The sequence below is a fragment of the Nocardia coffeae genome (genome assembly GCF_019890715.1).
In the GTDB taxonomy this organism is placed as follows: Bacteria; Actinomycetota; Actinomycetes; order Mycobacteriales; family Mycobacteriaceae; genus Nocardia; species Nocardia jiangxiensis.
The window spans coordinates 1,210,342-1,232,516 of record NZ_JAINZY010000001.1 but is presented as its reverse complement, the minus strand read 5'-3'; the positions used below and the strand labels follow the sequence as shown (position 1 = coordinate 1,232,516).

Below are 22,175 nucleotides of genomic sequence, written 5' to 3'. Positions count from 1 at the left end.
GGCCCAGCCGATGGCGGGTGTGTAGTGCGGCGTCCGCGCCCGAGCCCTCCCGACGACACTCCCGCTGAATGACTGAACCCCTGCCCTGAACCCCCGAACCCTGGGAAAATCGAAGAGACATTGTTCACGGGCCCTGCCGGTGGTACGGTCCAGACACATGTCCAGCTACGTGTCTCCCAAGGCGGCCGGTGGTTGTCGCGGGGGACTGAACGCGTTCTCGAATCGGAGGTGATGGCGATGACGGACGTTGCGGCGCAGCCGCTCACCTTCGACCCGTACGACTACGGCTTCCACGAGGATCCGTACCCGCTGTATCGGCGGTTGCGGGCCGAGGCGCCGCTCTATCACAATCCCGAACTCGGGTTCTGGGCGTTGTCGCAGCATGCGGACGTCGGCGCGGGATTCCGGGACAACGCCCGGTTGTCGAGTGCGAACGGGGTGTCGCTGGATCCGGCCGCGTGGGGTCCGCACGCGCACAGGACGATGTCCTTCCTGGCGTTGGACGATCCGCGGCATCTGCGGCTGCGGCAACTCGTGTTCAAGGGGTTCACCCCGCGCCGGGTCGCCGCGATGGACACCCGGATCCGGGAATTGACGTTGCAACACCTCGAACCGGCCCTGGCGGCGGGCAGCTTCGACTGGATCGAGCAGGTCGCGGGCAAACTGCCGATGGACGTGATCTCCGAACTGATGGGCGTGCCCGAACCGGATCGCGCCGAGATCCGGCGACTGGCGGATCTGGTGGTGCACCGTGAGGACGGCGTGCTGGACGTCCCGGTCGCCGCGGTCGAGGCGACCTTCGAACTGGTCGGCTACTACGCCGAGATGATCGCCCAGCGCCGCCGCGCCCGCACCGACGACCTGACCTCGGCGCTGCTGGACGCCGAGGCCGACGGGGACCGGCTGACCGACGAGGAGATCCTCGGGTTCATGTTCCTGATGGTGATCGCCGGGAACGAGACCACCACCAAACTGCTCGGCAACGCCCTGTTCTGGGCCGCGATCAACCCCGCGCAGTACGCGAAGGTCGCGGCGAATGCCGAGCTGGTGCCGGACTGGGTCGAGGAGACGTTGCGGTACGACACCTCGAGTCAGATCCTGGCCCGCACCGCCGCGGTCGACCTGGAATTCCACGGCGACACCGTGCCCGAGGGCGCGAAGGTGCTGCTGCTGGTCGGTTCGGCGAATCGCGACGAGAACGTCTTCGCCGACCCGGAGATCTACGACATCGAACGCCCGGACAAGGGCGGACTGCTGAGCTTCGGGCGCGGGGTGCACTTCTGCCTCGGGGCGCATCTGGCGCGTCTGGAGGCTTCGATCGCGTTGCGGGAGTTCGCCGATCGGGTCCGCGCCTACGAGGTGGACCTCGCGGGCATCGAACGGGTGCACTCCACGAACGTCCGCGGTTTCGCGAAACTTCCTGTGACGGTGCAGGTTCGATGACACGCCATGATGCGACCACTGCTACAGCCGACGAGATGAGCCACTGATGCCCAGATTCGAACCACACCCGCAGCGCCGTCCGGCGCTGATCGCCGGGGCCTCTTCGGGAATCGGCGCGGCCACCGCCGTGGCCCTGGCCGAACAGGGTCATCCGGTGGCCCTGGGTGCGCGCCGGGTGGAGGTCTGCCAGGAACTGGCCGAGAAGATCCGCGCCGACGGTGGCGAGGCATTCGCCCACCGGCTCGACGTCTCGGACGACGCCTCGGTCGAGGAGTTCATCACCGAGGCCGAGAAGGCTTTGAGCCCTGCGGAAATCGTCGTCTACGGCGCGGGCGATCTGGAGTTCGGGCACGTCTGGGACATGAAGCCGGACGAGTTCGGCTTGCAGGTGCAGGTGCATCTGCAGGGTGCGCAGCGCTTCGCCTATCACCTTCTGCCGCAGATGATCGAGCGACGTCGCGGTGATTTCGTGGTGATCGGCTCGGACTGCGTGGACGTCCCGCGCCCGGGTGTGGGCGCGTACAACGCCGCCAAGACCGGACTCGAGGCGATGGCCGTTCAGCTGCGAAAGGAACTGGAGGGCACCGGAGTTCGTGCCTCCATCGTCCGTCCCGGCGCGACGCAGACCGGTATGGGCATGAACGCGAATCCCGAGGTCGTCGGGCCGCTGCTGGAGGACTGGGTGAAATGGGGATTCGCCCGGCATCCGTATTTCCTGCGGGCATCGGATCTGGCCGCGGCCGTCACCGCGGTGGTCGGCACTCCGCGCGGAGCGCATCTGGTGCTGGTCGAGGTACAACCCGAGGCCCCGCTGACCGAGCCGAAATCCGATGGCGAACAAGGGAGCCGGTGATGCGCATCGTTGTGGATACCGATCTGTGCCAGGGGCATGCGGTCTGCCAGGCCGAAGCCCCCGACCTGTTCGAGGTGCCCAAGGCGGGCACCGTGCAGATTCTGCGCGAGGATCCCGGCGCGGATCTCGAGGCCGCGCGCGCCGCGGTCCGCTACTGCCCGACCCAGGCACTGTCCATCGTCGACGACTAGATCCTTCGGGCCTTGCGCCCCTCAACAGCCCTGAGAACAAAAGGAATTCGGATGGCAGGCTATTCCCGCGACGAACTCGATCGGATGATCGAGCGCTGGGTGCAGGAGAACGAGAACTGTGAGGCGCAAGGGGATTGGCGTCCCCTCGCGCAGATGTACACCACCGAGGCCACGTACGGCTGGAACTACGGTCCGCAGCAGGAATTCATGGCGGTGGGCCGAGACGAGATCCGCGATCTGGCGCTCGGGCAGGAGATGGAAGGACTGGAGGGGTGGACCTACCCCTACCAGGAGTTCGTCGTGGACGAGCGGTCCGGCAGCGTGATCGGCTTCTGGAAACAGATCAACGAGCGCACCCGCGCGGACGGCAGCCACTACAGCCCGGAGGGGATCGGCGGCAGCTGGTTCCGCTACGGCGGCGACTTCCAGTGGTCCTGGCAACGCGATTTCTTCGACTTCGGCAATGTGGCAGCGCTTTTCGTGGAGATGATGTCCGCGGACGCGCTCTCGCCGGGGATGCAGAAGCGGATCGCCCGATCGATGTCCGATGAGCCGCTGCCCGGGTGGTACCGGATCGGCGAGTCCCCGGTGCCGCTGTGGTGAGCGCGAGCCGGTTCGCCGAGTTGAGCCGGGAACAGCTCGCGATTCTGCTGCCGGAACTGCTGCTGTGCGGGCATCTCATCGACCGCTCCGGCATGGCGCATTCGATCGGGGCGTTCGGTCGCGAAGGTATGGCCGAGGTGGCGATCGAGGAATGGCAGCTGGCCAGCCCGGTCTACACCCGGCGCATGCGCGCGGCGCTGAACATCCCCGGTAACGGCGTGGAGACCATCTTCAAGGGGTTGCAGCTGGATATCGGTGCGCCCCCGCAGTTCATGGACTTCCGCTTCCGGATCACCGACGACAATCACGGTGAGTTCTGGCTCGATCACTGCGGCGCGCTCGCCGACGTCGAGCCGATGGGTGAGGATTTCGTGGTCTCGATGTGCCACACCATCGAGGATCCGACGTTCGATGCCACCGCGCTGGCTACGAATCCGCAGGCACAGGTGCGCCCGATCCACCGGCCGCCGCGGGTGCCCGCGGATCGGGTTCCGGTGTGCGCGTGGACCGTTGTCATCGATCCCTCGCACGAGCCGCCGCAGATTCCGGTGCACACGCCGGAGATCGAGGCCACCGCCGCGGCGAAACTCGAACTCGCGCCGGTGGATTCGTCCGACGAAGGGAACGGCGACTACGCCGGTCCGCTGCTGAGCGATCTCACCTTCGGGGACTTCTCCAAATCCGCGCTGGTGCGGATGGCCGATGAGGTCTGCCTGCAACAGCATCTGCTGACGCTGGGCTTCCTGATCGCGCTGCGTGATCGCGCGAGCGTGGAGCAAGCGACCGAGATCGCCCGCAAGCAGTTCACCGGTATCGCCGGACTGACCTCCGAACGGTTGCGCAACGCGCTGGGCCTGGGGACGGACGCGGCCGCGCTGGCGCAGATCCTGCGATTGCATCCGGCCTGGAATCCCTTGCCCTACACCGATATCGACATCAGCGTCGAGCAGGATGCGGTGCTGTTGCGGCTGCGCCGGAACTGCCCCGGCGTCATCGACGGCGGCTGGCCCGCGCTGGTGGACGCCGAGCATCTCGAGCCGATCAACGCCATGGCGCGCGGTGTGAATGCGCATTTCGACACCCGGGTCCGGACCGCCGGAGACGACGAGATCGTCTTCGAGATCTCCCCGGCGGCAACATCTTTCAAGGAAATTCCGGAAGTGGCGATCACCCGGTTCAGCACCGGCGCCGACTTCGGCTTCACCGAGCGGCGTTCGCTGCCGCTCACCGTCGTATGAGACCCTTTCGGGTCGCTCGCAGCGAAAGGGCCGAAATATGCCGAACAACTTCGCCGATCTGTTCGAACATTCCGTCGACATCATGCCCGACCGCGTGGCGGTCATCCAGGGTGATCGCCGGGTGACGTTCCAGGAATTGGAGAATCGCGCGAATCAGCTTGCGCACCACTTCGATTCGTCGGGCATCGGCGTGGGCGACCATGTCGGGTTCCAGATGCACAACTCCGTGGAAACTCTCGAGACGCTGATCGCCTGCTTCAAGGTGCGGGCCGTGCCGATCAACATCAACTACCGGTACGGCACCGAGGAACTGAAGTACATCTACGACAACGCGGATCTTGTTGCGCTGGTGCATCATCGGTGCTACTCGACAACGGTCGAACCGGCACGCGAAGCGGTGCCCTCGATCCGCCACGCCCTCGTCGTGGAGGACGATCAGGGCGGCGCCGACCTGCCGAGCACCTCGACGCCGTACGAATCGGCATTCGAGAATACTTCCACGACAAGAGATTTCGGCGAGCGCACCGCCGACGACCTGTTCATGATGTACACCGGCGGCACCACCGGCATGCCCAAGGGCGTGATGTGGCGGCAGGAGGACATGTGGCGGGTGCTCGGCGGCGGTATCGACTTCTACAGCAACGAACCGGTCACCGATGAATATCAGCAGTCCCGCGTGGGCGCACAGGGTGATCCGAGCAAGTGGTTCGTACTGCCGCCGCTGATCCACGCCGCGGCGATGATGCCGACCTTCACCGCGTTGTGGTCGGGTAACGCCGTGGTGTTCGAGCCGCGCTTCGATCCCGATCGGGTCTGGCAGGTCATGGCGACCGTGCAGCCGCACATCCTGGTCATCACCGGCGATGCGATGGCTCGTCCGCTGGTGGAGTCGTACCGCGCCAATCCGGTCGACGCCTCCTCGCTGCTGGCCGTCGGGTCGGGTGCGGCGTTGCTGTCGCAGTCGGTGAAGAACGACCTGATCGAACTGCTGCCGACCACCGTCATCACCGATTCCATCGGTTCGTCCGAAACCGGTTTCGGCGGAATCGGATTCGCGCAGAAGAACGACGATCCCAGCCGCGGTCCCCGGGTGCAGACCGGGCGCGGCGCGCTGGTGGTGGACGAGCAGGGCGCTCCGGTCGGCCCCGGCGGTGAGGGCTGGGTCGCCAAGACCGGTTCGGTGCCGATCGGCTACTACAAGGATCCGGTCAAGTCCGCCAAGCTTTTTCAGACCGTGGACGGCGCCCGGATGGTGGTCACCGACGACCGCGCCCGGGTCGAGGAGGACGGTTCGATCACCCTGCTCGGCCGCGGCAACATGGTGATCAACACCGGCGGCGAGAAGGTCTTCACCGAGGAGGTGGAGGCCGTGGTCAAGGCGCACGACTCGGTGTTCGACGTCCTGGTCATCGGCGTTCCGCACGAGCGCTGGGGTCAGCAGGTCGCGGCCGTGATCTCCGCCGAACCCGGCGCGACGGTCGATTTCGAGGCCCTGCGCAAACATGTCCGCGCTCATCTGGCCGGATACAAACTGCCGCGCCGGATCTGGGTCGTGGACGCGGTGGTCCGCGCGCCCAGCGGCAAGCCCGACTATCGCTGGGCCAAGGAGTACGCCGAGGCGCACGACCCGGACCACGAGGGCTGAGTCCGCACGAGCCGGGCCCGAACGGCCCGGCCCGTGTGCCGCGACGCCTTCCGCGCAAAATAAGAACGTGTTCTAATTGAAGGATGGCAGCGGTGCATTCGATTCTCGGTGAAAAGGTCACGATGCCGGTCGAGATCCGCGTCGCGGACGCGGCCTCGGCCATGTTCCTCGCGGACGCCGACGCGGCGCGAAACATCCTGGGCGGCACCGGATTGGAACCGGTCACGATCGCCGGGCGGGCGATCTGCACACTGGTCTTCGTCCGCTACATCGATGGCGATCTGGGGCCGTATCACGAGTTCGGCCTGGCCGTGATGGCGCAGCTGCCCGGCGACCGGTCGAGTATCGGCATCTACATCTCGTGGCTGCCGGTGAATCAACCCTTCACCTTGGCGGCGGGCCGCGAGATCTGGGGCTTCCCGAAGGAGATGGCCGATATCCGGATCACCTCGCACGGTCGCGGCAAACGGTGCGAGGTGCTCATGGACGGTCGTCTGGTGGTGGCGCTGGAGACCAGCGGGGGCATCCCCGCGCCGGCGAAACTGGGCGGTGCGTCGATCGCGGCGTACACCAATCTCGACGGCGTCCTGCGCAGCACGCCGTGGGTGATGAATCCGTCCGATGTGCGAATGCGGCCGGGCGGTGCGCGGGTCGAACTCGGCGAACATCCGGTCGCCGAGCAGATGCGTGCGCTGGGCCTACCCCGGCGCGCCTTGTTCACCAGCGAAATCGGTTCGCTGCAAATGACTTTCGAGGATGCTCGCGAGATTCGCTGAATCCCGGAACGACCGACCGGCGGGCGCTCGAAGCACCCGCCGGTCTCGTATTGCCAGGTGAGCCGCTCAGCGACCCTTGAACTCCGGCTTGCGCTTCTGCGCGAACGCCCGCGGTCCCTCCTTGGCGTCCTCGCTGGCGAACACCGACAGCCCCACCTTCGCGTCCAGCTTGAACGCTTCCTCCTCGTGCATCCCCTCGGTGTCGCGGATGGTCTTGAGGATGGCCTGCACGGCCAGCGGGCCGTTGGCGTTGATCATCTCGGCCAGTTCGAGGGCCTTGTCCAGCGCGGTGCCGTCCGGGACGACGTGGCCGATCAGGCCGATCTCCTTGGCCTCGGTCGCGGTGATGTGACGTCCGGTCAGCAGGATCTCCGCGGCGATGGTGTACGGAATCTGCCGCGGCAGCCGAACCGCCGACCCGCCCATCGGATACAGGCTCCAACGTGCCTCGGACACACCGAATTTCGCGCTCTCACCCGCGACGCGGATATCGGTGCCCTGCAGCAGTTCGGTGCCGCCCGCGATGGCCGCGCCCTCGACCGCGGCGATCAGTGGCTTGCTCAGCCGGTAGCCCTTGAGCAGCCCCGGAATGTTCGAGGCGTCGAACTTGCCGCCCTCGCCCATGGATTTGCTCGGATCGTTGCGGCTCATCGCCTTGAGGTCCGCGCCCGCGCAGAACGCGCCACCGGCGCCGGTGAGGATGCAGCAGTGCAGGTCCGGATCCTCGTCCACCCGCCGCCACGCGTTCAGCATGATCTCGAGCATCTCGCCGGTCAGCGCGTTGCGGGACGCGGGCCGGTTCATGGTGATGATCAGCGTCCCGCCGCGCTGTTCGACCAGCGCGTGTGGCTCGGTACTGCTACCGGTTTCAGTGGCTGCCGTGGTCATCGCCGACTCTCTTCTCTCTCGTGGATAGGGGCAAGCTACCCCGGGACGTTGTCCTGAACAATAACGTGTTCTAGTTTAGAGGAGGTGACCGCCGTCACGGGGCGGCAAGTGAGGGAGAGTGCGGATGGAGACAACCACGCAGAGCGGGGCGACCACGCTGCCGCCGCGGATCACGAAGACGCTCATCGACCGGCTGACCGCGATGGTGACCGCGGGCACCGCCGGTGACAAGCGCGAACCCTACGAAATGATCGAGGTGTACACCGGCGCGGTCGTCGGTGAACTGCCGCAGTCCTCGCCCGAGGACGTCGTCGCGGCCGCCGTTCAGGCGCGCGCCGCGCAGAAGGAGTGGGCCTCCTGGTCGGTCCGCCGCCGGCTCGAGGTGTTCCAGCGGTGGCATGAGCTGATCCTCACCGAGATCGAGACCATCGCCGACCTGATCCAGATCGGCTCCGGCAAGACCCGGCGGATGGCGATCGAGGAGTCCTGCGATCCGCCGATGGTGATCAGCCACTACCTCAAGACCGCCGAGCGGGTGCTGAAGCCGGTGCAGCGCGGCGGCTACATGCCGGTCATCTCCAGCTCTATCCAGCAGCACCGGCCCAAGGGCGTGGTCGCGGTCATCGCACCGTGGAACTTCCCCTTCGCCATCGCGATGTCCGACTCCACCCCGGCGCTGATCGCGGGCAACGGCGTGGTTCTCAAGCCGGACAACAAGACCGCGCTGTGCACGCTGTTCGGAGTGGAGCTGCTGTACAAGGCGGGTCTGCCGCGCGGGCTGATGCAGGTCGTCTGCGGCGGCGGTCCCGATGTGGGCCCGACGCTGATCGAGAACTCCGATTACGTGATGTTCACCGGATCCACCGCCACCGGACGCACCATCGGCGAACTGGCCGGGCGCAATCTGATCGGTTGCAGCCTCGAGCTGGGCGGTAAGAATCCGATGCTCGTGCTGGACGACGCGAACCTCGACGACGTGATCCCCGGCGCGGTGTTCGCGGTGTTCGGCAATACCGGTCAGGCGTGTATGCATATCGAGCGCATCTACGTGCACGACCGGGTCCACGACGAGTTCGTGCGCCGATTCGTCGCCGCGGCAGAGGAATTGGGCGCCAAGGCGGGTGCGTCGTACGGCACCGATCCGGAGTTCGGCTCCCTGGTGTCGCCCGATCAGCTCGCGCGGATATCCGAACATGTCGAGGATGCGCGCGCCAAGGGCGCCACCGTGCTGACCGGTGGCAAGGCGCGTCCGGACATCGGTCCGGCGTTCTACGAGCCGACCGTGCTGACCGGCGTGACCCCGGAGATGACCCACGCGACGATGGAGACGTTCGGGCCCGTGGTCACCATCTACAAGTTCAGCTCCGAGCGCGATGCGATCGAACAGGCCAACGCCACCACCTACGGCCTCAATGCGAGCGTGTGGAGCCGCAACCTGGCTCGTGCGGAGAAGATCGCCGGTCAGCTCGAGGCGGGGAACGTCAACGTCAACGACGGTTTCGTGGTCACCTACTCGTCCAAGGCGACGCCCTCGGGCGGTCTGAAGCAGTCCGGCGTCGGCACCCGGCACGGTGACGCGGGCCTGCTCAAGTACACCGATTCGGTCAACATCGGTGTGCAGAAGCGGCAGGTGATGGCAGCCCGCGCGGCCATGCCGTACGCCAAGCAGTTGCAGAGCACGCTGCTGACGTTGCGGATGATGCGGCGTCTGAAGCTGCGCTGACGCACCTTCCCGATCGCCCGCGCCACGTCTGCGGGCCGGTTCCTCGCCGACCGGTCCGCAGACGTGCGTTCGCGAGCGTTATTCGGAAGGGGTTACGGCCCAGCGCTTCTCGACCTTCGCGAGCCGCCAGTACGTCACCGCGGAAACCCACGCCAGCACGAACAGGCCGACGATGGCGAATCCGACGTTGTTCAGGTTGATGCCGGAGATCCAGTCGGTGACCGGATCGGTGAGCCCGACGTCGTCGTGCAGCACGGTGATCAGTTCGATCGAGCCGACCAGGATGGCGACCGCGATCGAGAGTCCGGTGATGGTCAGGTTGTAGAAGATCTTGCGGACCGGGTTCGCGAACGCCCAGTCGTAGGCGATGTTCATGAACAGGCCGTCGACGGTGTCCATCAGGCTCATGCCGGAGGCGAACAACAAGGGCAGCACCACGATCGCGTACCAGGGCAGTCCGGCGGCGGCTCCGGATCCGGCCAGGGCGAGCAGCGCGACCTCGGTGGCGGTGTCGAATCCCAGGCCGAACAGCACGCCGACCGGGTAGACGTGCGCCGGCCGGCTGACCATCCGCATCACCGGGCGCAGCAGCCGGGCCAGGAATCCTCGCGCGTCCAGCGCCGCCTCGAGTTCGGAGTCGTCGAACGCGCCGCTGCGCATCTTGCGGAACACCCGCCAGATGCCGACCAGCGCAACGATGTTGAGCAGTCCGATCAGATACAGGAACGAGCCCGAGGCCAGGGTCGAGATGGTGCCCAACGTCTTTCGTTCGGGCGAGTTGTCGTCGACCAGCGTGCCGACCACCCGGGCGCCGACCACCACCAGTGCGGCCAGCACGAACACGATCGTGGAATGGCCCATGGCGAACCAGAATCCGACCGCCTTGGGCCGCTTGCCGTCGGTCATCAGCTTGCGGGTGGTGTTGTCGATGGCCGCGATGTGGTCGGCGTCGAACGCGTGCCGCAGCCCGAAGGTGTAGGCGGTCAGGCCGAGTCCGACCCCGAAGACCTGGGTGCCGATGTGATAGCCGTGCGGTGCGATCGCGCCGAACAGCAGTCCGAATCCGATCAGATGCATCACCACGACGACGCCGAGCAGGGCGGCGGCCTCGAGCCGGTCGCGGCGATTCCAGTCGTGCAGGACGTCGCGCAGGACACGTCGGGTGGTCGCTTCGGGGGCCATGGCGGGCACCACCCTTCTGGGGATCTCGCGTCCCCGTCCGTGGTACGCGACGAGTCGGGGTCTGACTCCCAGCAAGCTGGACACAGTGGCGCGACCGCACCGGATTCACACCGGTTTCCCGTTCTCGTCGCGAAGAACTTCGATGGAATATAGCTCAGCCGCCGAGCGCTCCCGGCGTCACCTGCGGTTCCGCGACATTCGCGGGCCGTTCGCCGACTGGCCGAATATCTCGATTTTCTGGCCGCGAGGCTCTCGTTCGATGACATGTGCACTGCCTAGGGTGTGACCCATGACGCATTACGACGTGCTGGTCATCGGGTCCGGCTTCGGGGGCAGTGTCACGGCTCTGCGGCTGACCGAGAAGGGGTATCGGGTCGGCGTACTCGAGACCGGCCGTCGCTTCGCCGACGACGAGTTCGCGAAGAACTCCTGGCATATGCGCCAGTATCTGTGGGCGCCCAAGCTGGGCTGCTTCGGCATCCAGCGGATGACGTTGCTGAACGACACCTTCATCATGAGCGGATCCGGTGTGGGCGGCGGTTCGCTGGTCTACGCCAACACCCTGTACGAGGCCCCCGAGCAGTTCTACCGGGACAAGCAGTGGGCGCACATCACCGATTGGCGCGACGAACTCGCCCCGCACTACGACCAGGCCCGCCGGATGCTGGGCGTGACCACCAACCCGGCCACCACGCCCTCGGATCGGGTGCTGCTGGAGGTCGCGCAGGATCTGGGCATCGCCGACACCTATCGGCGCACTCCGGTCGGCGTGCTGTTCGCCTGTGAGGGCGCCCGGCCCGGAAGCGAGGTCGATGACCCGTTCTTCGGCGGCGCCGGGCCGCAGCGGCGGACCTGCACGCACTGCGGCGAATGTATGACCGGCTGCCGGCACGGCGCGAAGAACACGCTGGTCAAGAACTACCTGTACCTCGCCGAAAAGGCAGGCGCCACAGTGCATCCGCTGACCACCGCGGTCACCGTGCGGCCGTTGCCCGAGGGTGGCTACGCGATCGAGACCATGCGGACCGGGCGGTGGATCCGTAAGGGGCGCAAGACTTTCACCGCCGATCAGGTGGTGTTCTCCGCGGCCGCGCTGGGCACCCAGCAGCTGCTGCACAATCTGCGCGATCGCGGTGTGCTGCCGAACATCTCGCCGCGGCTGGGGCATCTGGCGCGCACCAACTCCGAGGCCGTGCTCGCCGCGCGTTCGCGGCGCAAGGACACCGATTTCACTCGGGGCGTGGCGATCACGTCCTCGATCCACCCCAACGACCACACCCATATCGAGCCGGTGCGCTACGGCAAGGGTTCCAACGCCATGAGCCTGTTGACCACGGTGCTGGTGGACGGTCAGGAGGGCAAGCGGCGCTGGGTGCTCGGCATGCGTGAAATGGTCAGGCAGCGAAGGGATCTGGCCAGGCTGCACAATCCGCGGCACTGGTCCGAGCGGATGATCGGCCTGCTGGTCATGCAGAATCTGGACAACTCGATCATCACCTACAACAAGCGCGGACTGTTCGGCCGCCGGATGACCACCAAACCGGGTTCCGGTCAGGCGCCGCCCGCGTGGATTCCCGAGGGCAACGACGTCACCCGGCGGGTCGCGGAGAAGATCGACGGCATCCCGCAGGGCAGCTGGACCGAACTGGCGAACGTCCCGATCACCGGCCACTTCATCGGCGGCTGCGCGATCGGTGATTCGCCCGAGACCGGCGTCGTGGATCCCTACCAGCGGCTCTACGGCTACGAGGGCCTGCACATCGTCGACGGCTCGACCATCTCGGCGAACCTCGGCGTCAATCCGTCGCTGACCATCACCGCCCAGTCCGAGCGCGCAATGGCCTTGTGGCCCAACAAGGGTGAGTCCGATCCTCGCCCCGCTCTCGGTCAGCCGTACCGCCGCGTCGAGCCGATCGCCCCGAAGTCCCCGGTCGTTCCCCAGGCCGCCCCGGCAGCCCTGCGCCTGCCGATCACCCCGGTCTGAGCACGCGAGATCCGTCGCACGAACAAGGGCCCCGGCTGATGCCGGGGCCCTTGTGTTTCCGGGGTCGCTCCGGCAATAGTCAAGTGAGTACTTGACTATTACGCGGCCCGGCATAACACTTAAGTATGTGCTTAACCATGCCGAGCGAATCGACCGGATCTTCCGTGCTCTCGCGGATCCCACGCGACGGCAGCTGATCGAACGGCTCAGTAGCGGTCCGGCGGCGGTCAGTGCGCTGGCCGAGCCGTTGGACATGTCGCTGGCGGCGGTCGTTCAGCACGTGCAGGTGTTGCAGGAGGCCGGGCTGGTTCGGTCCGAGAAGGTCGGCCGGGTTCGCACCTGCCAGCTGGTGCCCGACGCGCTGGCGCCGATTCAGGAATGGATCGCCGCGCGCCGGATGCCGTGGGAGAGCCGTCTCGACGCGCTCGGTGAGGTGCTCGCCGAACGTCCAGGAACCGATCAGGAGTAGTCATGTCCGAACAGTCCGTTATCCACGCCACCTTCACCCTCGAACGCGAATACCCCGTCGCCCCGGCGGCCGTCTTCGCCGCCTGGGCCGATCCCGTGACCAAGGCCCGCTGGTTCGCGGGCGGGAATTCCGATCACGAGCTCGACTTCCGGGTCGGCGGGCGCGAGATCGCGCGCGGCGCGGTCAACGACACGGTGATCACCTTCGAGACCGTCTACCGGGACGTCGTCCCGGACACCCGCATCGTCTACACCTCCTCGCTCAGCGAGGGAGAGATCCTGTCGACCGTCTCGCTCACCACCGTCGAATTCGCCGCCACCGATTCGGGAACCCGGCTCACCCTCACCGAACACGGCGCCTACCTCGACGGCCGGGAACAGCCCGCCTGGCGTGAACAGGGCACCGATGACCAGCTCACCGCGCTGGCCGAAGTCCTCGCCGCCGTGGTGAAGTAGCCCGCCGGTCACCGCGACTCCCGTCTGGACCGATGCACAGTTGGATTCGCCGACCGGCCGGCGCTGTGGCAAACTCGGAGACAGCGGTAGCAGAGTCCCCTGGGAGGGGCGGTGACGAAGAGTACGACCTCCGTCGTGCAATTGCGCGACGGAGACGAGGACTCCGGCGGGGACCCCGCAATGGCGCGTCGCCTGCTCGGTACTCGACTGCGGACTCTGCGGGTGGCTGCAGGTCTCAAGGGGTACGACGTCGGGCGCGCGATCGGCGCCTCGCATTCGAAGATCAGTCGGCTCGAGTCCGGACTGCTGGGGTTCCGGCTACCGGATCTGGAGAAGTTGCTGACGTTGTACGGGGTCGGCGACGCGGCGCTGCGGACCGAGTACGTAAACCTCGCGCGACAGGCCAATGCGCCCGGACACCGGCACATCGATGTCGAGGTCGCACCGCGCTGGTACGAGCCCTACCTCGCCTTCGAGGATTCGGCCACGCTGGTGCGGAGTTATTCGCCCGGCATCGTCCCCGAGCTGTTGCAGACCCCCGAATACGCGCGGGAACTGCTGAGCATCGCCCATCCGGGCGCGCCCGACGATCCAGCGCACACCGAACTGCTGGAACGGCGTCAGCGGCGGCTCACCGGGCCCGATCCGTTGCGGTTGTGGGTGCTGCTGGAGCAGTCGGTGCTGCGCCGCCAGCTCGGCAGTACGCAGGTCTGGCGGGATCAGCTCGGGCATCTGGGCCGGGTGGGCGAGCTGGTGAACGTGACGATCCAGATCGTGCCGGACCATGTCTGCGGTCCGGTGCTGAGCGCGGTGCCGTTCTGCCTGATGCGGTTCGGCAATCCCGATCTGTCCGACATCGTGCACCTGTATCACGCCACCGGTGCGCAGTTCCTCGACCGGTCGAGCGATCTGGATGCCTACCATTCGATCTGGGATCGCTTGTGCGTCAAGGCACTCGAGCCCGAGCGGTCGACCCGGATCATCGAAGGGGTCGCCTGCGGCGCCGCGGTCTGATCCCGCACGTCGCTCGGCTCACGGTTTACGGGCGACCGCGCCGTAGGCGTCGAGTGGTTCGGTGGTCCCGATCCGGCGTATCGGCCGCCAATCGGTGATCCGCACCATGCCCGGTTCCACCAGCTCCAAGCCTTCGAAACAGCCTGCGAGCTGTTCCGGACTGCGCAGGATGTACGGTGCGCCACCGGCTTCGACCAATTTGCGACCGCCTTGCTGAACCGCGTCGCCGGTCGCGGTGCCGTCCCACAGCACCAGATGGCTGTCCGTGCTCATCGGCGCCATCAGACGTCCGACGATATCGCGCACCACGGCGAGGTCCGGTTCGTAGCCCATGACGCCCATGAGCAGTACCGCCGTCGGCCGGGACAGGTCCAGGACCCGAGCCGCCTGTTCCAGTATCAGATCCGGGTCGTGGTAGTCGGCGGGGAAGTAGGTGGTGAGGCCCTCGGGGCTGGTGTTGGTCAGCAGTGCGCGGGCGTGGGCCAGCACGAGCGGATCGTTGTCCACGTAGACGATTCGGGATTCCGGCGCGATGTGCTGGGCGACCTCGTGCGTGTTCTGCATGGTGGGCAGCCCGGTGCCGATATCGATGAACTGCCGGATGCCCGCCACACCCGCGAGATAGCTCACCACCTGGATCAGGAACTCCCGCGACAGCTTGGCCATCCGCACGATGTCCGGGTACACCGCGGCCACCGCATCACCGGCCGCGCGATCGGACGGGTAATTGTCCTGCCCGCCCATCCAGTAGTTCCAGATCCGCGCCGCCTGCGGCGTCTCGATATCGATCTCCGCGATCGGCTCGCCCTGGTCGCCCATCCTGATCCCTACCTCGATCATCGACCCTCGACATCGATGGTACGAGCGTCCGGCATTGCCCCACAACGGATCTGCACGGGTGCGCACGCAGGCGGAAGGTGTGCTCGACCAGGTGGATTTGATCCACGGTAAGCGACGACTTTAGTCCCTCGTCCAGTTCAGGCGGGCGGCAGTAACCTTGTAGCATCCTTTCTCCAATGTCGTGGAAGGGATTCCCGCCCATACAACTTGGTGATCTTGGATCGTTCCGGCGCAGGTTGTACCGGGGCGAATTCGACAAGGCGGGCACCTCGATTGCATAAGGGCGGCCCGGGAGCCCGGCCGGTCGGCCACCGGCCAGGCTCGCAGCTATCTGATAGCGCTCATCGATCGACCAGGCATATCGAGGTATGAACCATGTCAACGAAAATGATGAAGACCGTGGCCGCCACGGCGATCGCCCTGCCGATGTTCATCGCAGTAGCTCCGGCTGCCTCCGCGGCTGCACCGGTCGCCCAGTCGACGACTTCCGTCGCCCAGTCGACAACTTCCGCGTCACCGGTACGCGGGTCGGTGAACCTGTGCTTCCCCCTCGGCAGCGTCGTCTTCTGCATCTGATCGAACCCGACCAGACAAAGAGTAAGGCCCCTGACCGCGAAGGTCAGGGGCCCTGTCGTGTCTCCACACACGAGTCGGGGTGGCGGGATTTGAACCCACGACCTCTTCGTCCCGAACGAAGCGCGCTACCAAGCTGCGCCACACCCCGTGATGTGAACCTGAAGTAGCTTACAACAGCGGGGGCTCAGACGTTAAATCGGCAGGTCACTTGGCCTGTAGGGGCCGAATGCTTGCGAGGATCCTCTGAGCGGTGGCGCGGTCGATGGAGCGGGCCACGCCGGTGTCGGCGGCGATGGTGATGACGAAATTGCCGTTCTCGTTGGGGAAGGCGAAGGTGTAGACGGCATAGGTCTTGGCGCATCCGGGAGCCGGTGGCTTGAATGTGCCATCGGTTTCGGCGAACGAGCCGTGCAGCTGGCCGTCCAGCGAGGTCAGTGGCTCGGCCTTGCCTGGGGTGGTGCCGGTGGAGGTGGCCCAGCCGATCTTGGCCAACCGGGTGCCGATGTCGACCGCGGCCGCCGCGGGATCCGGCTTCGCGGACATCGTCAGGAAGGCGTTGGTCCGGATGTAGTTGGGGCAGTAGCCCTTACCGTCCTGGACCAGTCCGGCGATCTCGGCGGTGTCGGGTGCGGTTCCCCAGGTCTTCGTGCCGCTGGAGTCGAGCTGCCACTGTTTGGGCACGTCGAACGCCGCACCCCGCTCGGGCACCTGGACGACCTGATAACCCGGAATCAGCGGCGCCAGTCCGGCGATGGTGGGTGGTGCGGTGGTCGCCGCCGGAGTGGCCAGCGGCGCGGCGCTCGCCCCGGAGCTCAGCGCGCTCACCATGGAGCTGGAATTGTTCGAATGCCGGCCGGTCAGCAACAGGGTCGCTCCGATGCCGAGGATCACGACGGCCGCCGCGCCGATCCCGGCGAACAGCCACCGCTTGCGCTCGCGCGCGGACAACGGACGGTCGGCATGTTTGGTCGCGGCGTCGGCGGATTCGTCCTCGGCGGGCTTCGGGCGGGATTCCGGCGCATCCTTGCGAGTCGAATCCGATTGCCGGGCAGACACGCCCGCACCCGCACTCGCGGCGGACTCCGAACGCGATCCGGCCTGCTCCGGCGTCCCCAACTGCCACGCCTGCTCCGGCTGCCGCGCACCCTGATCCGCGAGCGGTTGTCGCGCAATAGGACTCGTCGGACCGCCGTGCGGGCGGCCCCTGCCGACCGGCTGCGGCGGCTGCGCGGGCGGCGTGCCCACATCCTTCGCGGTCCCGGACCGAGGCCGACGACCCGATGAAACCGTCTGCTGTGGAATCGGATTCGTCCGAGCGTCGGAGCCGTCCGGGGCGTACTGCGCGATCTCCGGCGACAGCGCGAGCGGCTGCTTCCCGCCGGGCGGTCCCTGCTGACCGAAACTCAACTGGTGGAAGGCTTCGGTCTGCGCCGATTCGGACGGAACATCTTCTCGTCCAGAAAGGTTCGACTCGTTGCGGGGCGGCTGGGCACGGGGTGCGTCCGGCTGTGCGGCACGCGGTTCGGCCTGCCGGATCACCTCGGTGCGTGAGTCGTCGGCCCGCGGCCCGGCTTGCGGAATCGCCTGCGTGCGCGCGTCACTCGCCGCGCGCATATCGATCATCTCGGTATGCGTCGTATCGGCGGGTGAGGTCGGATGTGGAAGATCCAACCCGCGCAGCACCGACGCCTGCTGTGATCGGGGACGGTCCTTCGAGGAGGACTGCTCGCCGGACTCACCGCTCGTCGAACTCATAGATCACCCTCGCCCCTGACGTATCGGATCGGCGCGAGCAACCCTAACGCGCCACGGCCTCCGAAGCCGACACCCCATGGCCACTGTCGGCGGCGGGACGCTGCGGCGGCGCCGCTACCAGTGTCAGCAGGGTGGCCTCCGGGCGGCAGCAGAACCGGTACGGCGCCCACGGTGAGGTGCCCAGACCGGCCGAGACGTGTAGCCGGGTGTGTGCGCCCCAGCGCGAGGCGCCCTTGACCCGGGAACGATCGATCCCGCAGTTGGTGACCAGCGCGCCGAATCCCGGCACGCACAGCTGCCCGCCATGGGTGTGCCCGGCCAGCACCAGGTCGTAGCCGTCGGTCGCGAACCGATCCAGCACCCGCGGCTCGGGGGAATGGGTGAGTCCGATGCTCAGCTCCGCCAACGGATTCGGCGCACCGGCGATGGTCTCGTACCGGTCGCGCCGCAGATGCGGATCGTCCACACCGCCGGTCGCGATCTTGATCCCGCCCACCTCGACATCGCGTCGCACATGGGTCAGGTCGTGCCAGCCGCGTTCGGTGAAGGCCGCGCGCAGATCCTGCCAGGGCAGCGGATCGCCGTAGACGCGCTTGTGGTTCTTGTTGAAGTACTTGAACGGGTTCTTCGGCACCGGCGCGAAGTAGTCGTTGCTGCCGAACACGAACAGACCCGGCCGCGACAGCAGTCCGGACAACGCCTGCACGACCGCGGGAACCGCCCGCTGATGAGCGAGGTTGTCACCGGTGTTGATCACCAGATCCGGGTCCAGGCCCTCGAGTTCGCGCACCCAGGCCTGCTTGAGCTTCTGGCCGGGCGTCATGTGCAGATCGGACAGATGTAGCACCCGTAAACTCGACGAGCCCGGCTGTAGCACCGGCAACGTGGTCTCACGCAGGACGAAGGCGTTGCGTTCGATCAACGTGGCATAGCCGATTCCGGCGACTGCGGCCCCGGTGGCCCCCAGCGCGGCTCGTCGGAATGCGGCAGACGAGAGTACGGGCATTCGATCAGGATAGGCGACACAGGTGTGGAATACCGAGTGTGATTCCGCACAGCGTCACATCCGCGCCGCGGCAAAAGTACTGGGAGTAGCTCGCCGGACCCGATAGCGTGTGCGCTATGTCGGAACTCAAATCGAAGCTTCGGGCCGATCTGACCACCTCGATGAAGGCCAAGGACGCCCTGCGCACCAACACCCTGCGCATGCTGCTGGCCGCCGTGCAGACCGCCGAGGTCGCCGGTAAGGAAGCACGCGAGCTCTCCGATGCCGACGTGGTCGGGGTTCTGACCAAGGAGGCCAAGAAGCGCAACGAGGCCGCCGTGGTCTACGAGCAGGCCGGTCGCGGTGAACTCGCCGCCAACGAGCGGGCCGAGGAGCAGATCATCGACGAATATCTGCCCACCCAGCTCACCGACGCCGAGGTCGCCGACATCGCCGACACCGCGATCGCCGACGTCGCCGAAGAGAACGGCGAGCGCCCGGGGATGCGGCAGATGGGTCAGGTCATGAAGATCGCCACCACGCTGGCCGCCGGCCGCGCCGACGGTTCGCGGCTGTCCGCGGCGGTCAAGTCCCGGCTCTAATTTTGGCCTCCGCTGTGTCTTCGGCCTCCGCTGTGTCTTTGGCCTCCGCTTCGCTCCGGCGGTTCGCGGCCTCCGGGGTCTCGCCGGTCGGCCTCGTGTCGGGTACTCGTTCCTGGCACCCGCCACGCGTCCGATTGGCGAGACGGGCCGCGAACTTTGGGGTTGGCGTTGTCCGCTCCGTCGATTCGCCGCGGTCGAGTCTCGGCCTCCCGACACACTTCGGGCGGACCTCCTGATCCGGAGGTCCGCCCGAGATGTTTTCCGAAGGACTATCGCGGCAGCGGAATCGGGATGGGGATCGGTGGCAGCCGCGGAATCGGGATTCCGGGCAGGTTCGGCAACTGCGGCGTACCCGCCTGCGGCACTTGACGCTCGGTGCCGTCGCTGAGGTACAGCGTGATCACCGAACCCGGGATCGCCGACCCGTTGGGCGTGGTGCCCTGGACCGTGCCCTTGGCGGCCGAACCGGGCTGGGTCACCGCCGAAACCTGGAAGCCCGCGCCGACCAGCGCCGAGGTCGCCTCGGCCTGGGTCATGCCCATCACGTCCGGAATCTGCGAATTGTTCGATCCGCGAACGTATTTGTCGTCCAGTGGCGGCAGCGCCGACGGCGGGAAGTTGCCGAGCACCGGTCTGATGCCCAGGAACCAGCTGCGGGCCGGTTCGTTACCACCGAACAGGTTTCCGCTGCCGCAGTTGCGCAGCGGGAACGAGCAGATCTCGTCCGGCGTCGGTGAGTCGCCATAGATGTAGGCGGCGCCGGCCAGCGAATCGGTGAAGCCCAGGAAGGCCGAGGAGCGGTTGGTCTCGGTGGTACCCGTCTTGGAGGACACCGGGACGTTCCAGCCCGCCGCGTGTGCCGAGCCGGCCGCGGTACCGCCCGTGGCGTCCTGGCTCAGCGCATTGGCGAGGGTGCGTGCCAGACCCGGATCGATGACCTGCTCACACGCCTGCTGGGTCAGCGAGACGGGCTTGCCGTTGCGATCGAGGACCTGCTTGATCGGCGAGGGCGGGCACCACTTGCCGCCCGAGGCCAGCGTGGCCGCGACATTGGACAGCTCCAGCGGATTCACCGCGACCGGGCCCAGCGTGAACGAACCCAGATTCTGCTGTTTGAACATGTCGGCCATGCTCGTGTTGCCGTGCCCGGAGGTCCCGGCCTTGGCGTACGACCGCAGGCCCAGGCGGATGGCCATATCGACGGTCGGGGTCACCCCGACGGCCTGGATGAGCTTGACGAACGCGGTGTTCGGCGACTGGGCCAGCGCCTCGGTCACCGACATCGGCGAACGGTAGTTACCGGCGTTCTTGACGCAGTACGTCATCGCCGGACACCCCGGCGTGCCACTCGAACCCATGCCCTTGGCCGCGTAGAACGAGGGCACATCCAATTTGGCGTTGATCCCCAGGCCCTTCTCCATCGCCGCGGCCGTGGTGAAGATCTTGAAGATCGAGCCCGCACCGTCACCGACCATCGAGAAGGGTTGCGGCTGAACGGTTTGATGGACGTTCGCGTCCAGGCCGTAGGTGCGGCTGGACACCATGGCCAGCACGTTGTGCGAGTCCTGACCGGGCGCGATGATGCTGGAGACCTCGGCGATATCGGCCAGGGTCGGGTTGGTCATCGAGTTGACCGCGGCCTTCATCGAGTTCTGCACGGCCGGGTCGAGGGTGGTGCGGATCAGATAGCCGCCCTTGTCGAGCTGATCCTTGCTGATGCCCGCGTCCTCCAGGTACTGCATCGCGTAATCGCAGAAGTAGCCGCGGTCGTCGGCGGCGATGCAACCGTTGGACAGCCCCTTGGGTTCAGGCAGCACGCCCAGCGGGGTCGCCTTGGCGGCGCGGAATTCCTCGGCGCGGGCGGGGATGTTCTGGATCATCGTGTCCAGCACGGTGTTGCGGCGCGCGAGCACTTCCTTCTCGTTGGTGTACGGGTTGAAGTGCGAGGAGCTCTGCACGATGCCGGCCAGCATCGCGGCCTGCGGGACGGACAGATCCTTGGCGTCCACACCGAAGTAGGTCTGCGCGGCGTCCTGGACGCCGTAGGCGCCGTTGCCGAAGTACACCAGGTTCAGGTATCGGGTGAGGATCTCGTCCTTGGTGAGCTGCTTGTCCAGCGTCAGGGCGAGGCGGATCTCGCGCAGTTTGCGCGCGGGAGTGGTCTCGATGGCGGCGCGGCGTTCGGCGTCGGTCTTGGCCACGACCAGCAGCTGGAAGTTCTTCACGTACTGCTGGTCGATGGTGGAACCACCCTGCTGCACCTCACCGCTCGAGGTGTTGCGCAGGAAGGCGCGGAAGGTGCCCTGCCAGTCCACGCCGTGGTGTTGCAGGAAGCGGCGGTCCTCGATGGAGACCTGGGCCAGCTTCATGTTGTTGGAGATCTTGTCGCTGGGGACCTGGAACCGACGCTGGTCGTACAGCCAGGCGATCGGTGCTCCGGTGGCGTCGACCATCGTGGAGACCGCGGGCACGGTGCCCTCCAGCACTTCCGCCGAGACGTTGTCCACGGCGTCGGCGGCGCGGTTGGAGATATACCCGAAACCACCGGCGAGCGGGAACAACAGCCCGGCGATCAGAGCGGCCGCCAGGATGCACGCCCCGGCCAGTCTGGCGAGCGTTTGTGAGATCGGCACGCTCCAAGACTAAATGCAGTGCCTCGGGGTGAGCGTTGCGCGGTGCGGGCCGCCGCTTTCCGCCCTGCTCGGGGCGTGCATCTCGTCACATGTGGGCGCGTCGTGCGGAGAAAAGCCAGGCGTGTCGCCCAATTCGTTCAGACTGCCCGGTTTTATGTCGCTTTTGCATGGACGGGCGTACCAGAAATTCCAGGGACGGTCTTGCGCTCCGCCCATACCTTTACCTAGATTGAGAACCCAGTGTGATAGAGCTAACACTCAAAGTGGAATGTGGTGCAGTTCGCAGCGGGGTTGGGTTGCTGCGGACTGCTCGCGATTCC

Annotated in this window: 20 protein-coding genes and 1 tRNA gene; 13 read left to right on the top strand and 8 right to left on the bottom strand. The window is 66.7% G+C overall.

Annotated elements, in window-relative coordinates:
- The first annotated feature begins 237 nt into the window (after positions 1-237).
- From K7711_RS05270 to K7711_RS05240, 7 genes are all read left to right on the top strand, one after another.
- Complete coding sequence (locus tag K7711_RS05270; RefSeq protein WP_222965307.1) at positions 238-1,443, top strand: cytochrome P450; 1,206 nt, start codon at positions 238-240, stop codon at positions 1,441-1,443.
- 46 nt (positions 1,444-1,489) lie between these two features.
- Positions 1,490-2,296, top strand: coding sequence for an SDR family oxidoreductase (locus K7711_RS05265; protein ID WP_222965305.1), 807 nt, complete (start codon positions 1,490-1,492; stop codon positions 2,294-2,296).
- Positions 2,296-2,487 (top strand): ferredoxin, encoded by a 192-nt coding sequence (locus K7711_RS05260; protein ID WP_222965303.1) that lies wholly within the window; start codon positions 2,296-2,298, stop codon positions 2,485-2,487. The genes K7711_RS05265 and K7711_RS05260 overlap by 1 nt, the downstream gene beginning before the upstream one ends.
- A 51-nt stretch (positions 2,488-2,538) precedes the next feature.
- A complete protein-coding gene (locus K7711_RS05255; RefSeq protein WP_222965301.1) occupies positions 2,539-3,090 on the top strand; it encodes a nuclear transport factor 2 family protein in 552 nt (183 codons plus the stop codon).
- Positions 3,084-4,328 carry a hypothetical protein gene (locus K7711_RS05250; protein WP_222965299.1) on the top strand — a complete coding sequence of 415 codons (1,245 nt, stop codon included), beginning with the start codon at positions 3,084-3,086 and terminating at the stop codon, positions 4,326-4,328. The genes K7711_RS05255 and K7711_RS05250 overlap by 7 nt, the downstream gene beginning before the upstream one ends.
- Before the next feature lie 37 nt (positions 4,329-4,365).
- Positions 4,366-5,973 (top strand): acyl-CoA synthetase, encoded by a 1,608-nt coding sequence (locus tag K7711_RS05245; RefSeq protein WP_222965297.1) that lies wholly within the window; start codon positions 4,366-4,368, stop codon positions 5,971-5,973.
- Positions 5,974-6,056: 83 nt separating this feature from the next.
- Positions 6,057-6,749, top strand: a complete 693-nt coding sequence (locus K7711_RS05240; RefSeq protein ID WP_222965295.1) for an acetoacetate decarboxylase family protein — start codon at positions 6,057-6,059, stop codon at positions 6,747-6,749.
- A 66-nt stretch (positions 6,750-6,815) separates the two neighbouring features.
- On the opposite strand, the gene K7711_RS05235 is transcribed toward K7711_RS05240, so the two are convergent.
- The gene (locus tag K7711_RS05235; RefSeq protein ID WP_222965293.1) at positions 6,816-7,637 is read right to left on the bottom strand and encodes a crotonase/enoyl-CoA hydratase family protein; all 822 of its coding nucleotides are present in this window, start codon (positions 7,635-7,637) and stop codon (positions 6,816-6,818) included.
- Positions 7,638-7,761: 124 nt separating this feature from the next.
- On the opposite strand from K7711_RS05235, the gene K7711_RS05230 reads away from it, so the two are divergent.
- Positions 7,762-9,360, top strand: coding sequence for a succinic semialdehyde dehydrogenase (locus tag K7711_RS05230; protein ID WP_222965291.1), 1,599 nt, complete (start codon positions 7,762-7,764; stop codon positions 9,358-9,360).
- A 78-nt stretch (positions 9,361-9,438) separates the two neighbouring features.
- Here the strand turns inward: K7711_RS05230 and nicT are convergent, their stop codons facing one another.
- A complete protein-coding gene (gene nicT, locus K7711_RS05225) occupies positions 9,439-10,542 on the bottom strand; it encodes a Nickel transporter NicT (RefSeq protein WP_222965289.1) in 1,104 nt (367 codons plus the stop codon).
- Positions 10,543-10,831: 289 nt separating this feature from the next.
- Between nicT and K7711_RS05220 the strand changes: the two genes are divergently transcribed.
- From K7711_RS05220 to K7711_RS05205, 4 genes are all read left to right on the top strand, one after another.
- A complete protein-coding gene (locus K7711_RS05220; RefSeq protein WP_222965287.1) occupies positions 10,832-12,526 on the top strand; it encodes an FAD-dependent oxidoreductase in 1,695 nt (564 codons plus the stop codon).
- 127 nt (positions 12,527-12,653) lie between these two features.
- Positions 12,654-12,995, top strand: a complete 342-nt coding sequence (locus tag K7711_RS05215) for an ArsR/SmtB family transcription factor (protein WP_222965285.1) — start codon at positions 12,654-12,656, stop codon at positions 12,993-12,995.
- A gap of 2 nt (positions 12,996-12,997) precedes the next feature.
- Complete coding sequence (locus tag K7711_RS05210; protein ID WP_222965283.1) at positions 12,998-13,450, top strand: SRPBCC domain-containing protein; 453 nt, start codon at positions 12,998-13,000, stop codon at positions 13,448-13,450.
- A gap of 111 nt (positions 13,451-13,561) precedes the next feature.
- A complete protein-coding gene (locus K7711_RS05205; RefSeq protein ID WP_308014474.1) occupies positions 13,562-14,464 on the top strand; it encodes a helix-turn-helix domain-containing protein in 903 nt (300 codons plus the stop codon).
- 18 nt (positions 14,465-14,482) lie between these two features.
- Here K7711_RS05205 and K7711_RS05200 read toward each other — a convergent pair whose 3' ends face one another.
- The 5 genes from K7711_RS05200 to K7711_RS05180 form a co-directional block, all read right to left on the bottom strand.
- Positions 14,483-15,304 carry an SAM-dependent methyltransferase gene (locus K7711_RS05200; RefSeq protein ID WP_235746563.1) on the bottom strand — a complete coding sequence of 274 codons (822 nt, stop codon included), beginning with the start codon at positions 15,302-15,304 and terminating at the stop codon, positions 14,483-14,485.
- A gap of 341 nt (positions 15,305-15,645) precedes the next feature.
- Positions 15,646-15,876 carry a hypothetical protein gene (locus K7711_RS05195; RefSeq protein WP_222965281.1) on the bottom strand — a complete coding sequence of 77 codons (231 nt, stop codon included), beginning with the start codon at positions 15,874-15,876 and terminating at the stop codon, positions 15,646-15,648.
- A 78-nt stretch (positions 15,877-15,954) separates the two neighbouring features.
- A tRNA-Pro gene (locus K7711_RS05190) sits at positions 15,955-16,028 on the bottom strand.
- 56 nt (positions 16,029-16,084) lie between these two features.
- Complete coding sequence (locus K7711_RS05185) at positions 16,085-17,635, bottom strand: DUF8017 domain-containing protein (protein ID WP_222965279.1); 1,551 nt, start codon at positions 17,633-17,635, stop codon at positions 16,085-16,087.
- Positions 17,636-17,678: 43 nt separating this feature from the next.
- The gene (locus tag K7711_RS05180) at positions 17,679-18,641 is read right to left on the bottom strand and encodes a metallophosphoesterase (protein ID WP_040817765.1); all 963 of its coding nucleotides are present in this window, start codon (positions 18,639-18,641) and stop codon (positions 17,679-17,681) included.
- 116 nt (positions 18,642-18,757) lie between these two features.
- Between K7711_RS05180 and K7711_RS05175 the strand changes: the two genes are divergently transcribed.
- Positions 18,758-19,222: a GatB/YqeY domain-containing protein gene (locus tag K7711_RS05175; protein WP_040817767.1), complete on the top strand. Its 465-nt coding sequence runs from the start codon at positions 18,758-18,760 to the stop codon at positions 19,220-19,222.
- 269 nt (positions 19,223-19,491) lie between these two features.
- Here K7711_RS05175 and K7711_RS05170 read toward each other — a convergent pair whose 3' ends face one another.
- Positions 19,492-21,855: a penicillin-binding protein gene (locus K7711_RS05170; RefSeq protein WP_222965277.1), complete on the bottom strand. Its 2,364-nt coding sequence runs from the start codon at positions 21,853-21,855 to the stop codon at positions 19,492-19,494.
- Between the last annotated feature and the right edge of the window lie 320 nt (positions 21,856-22,175).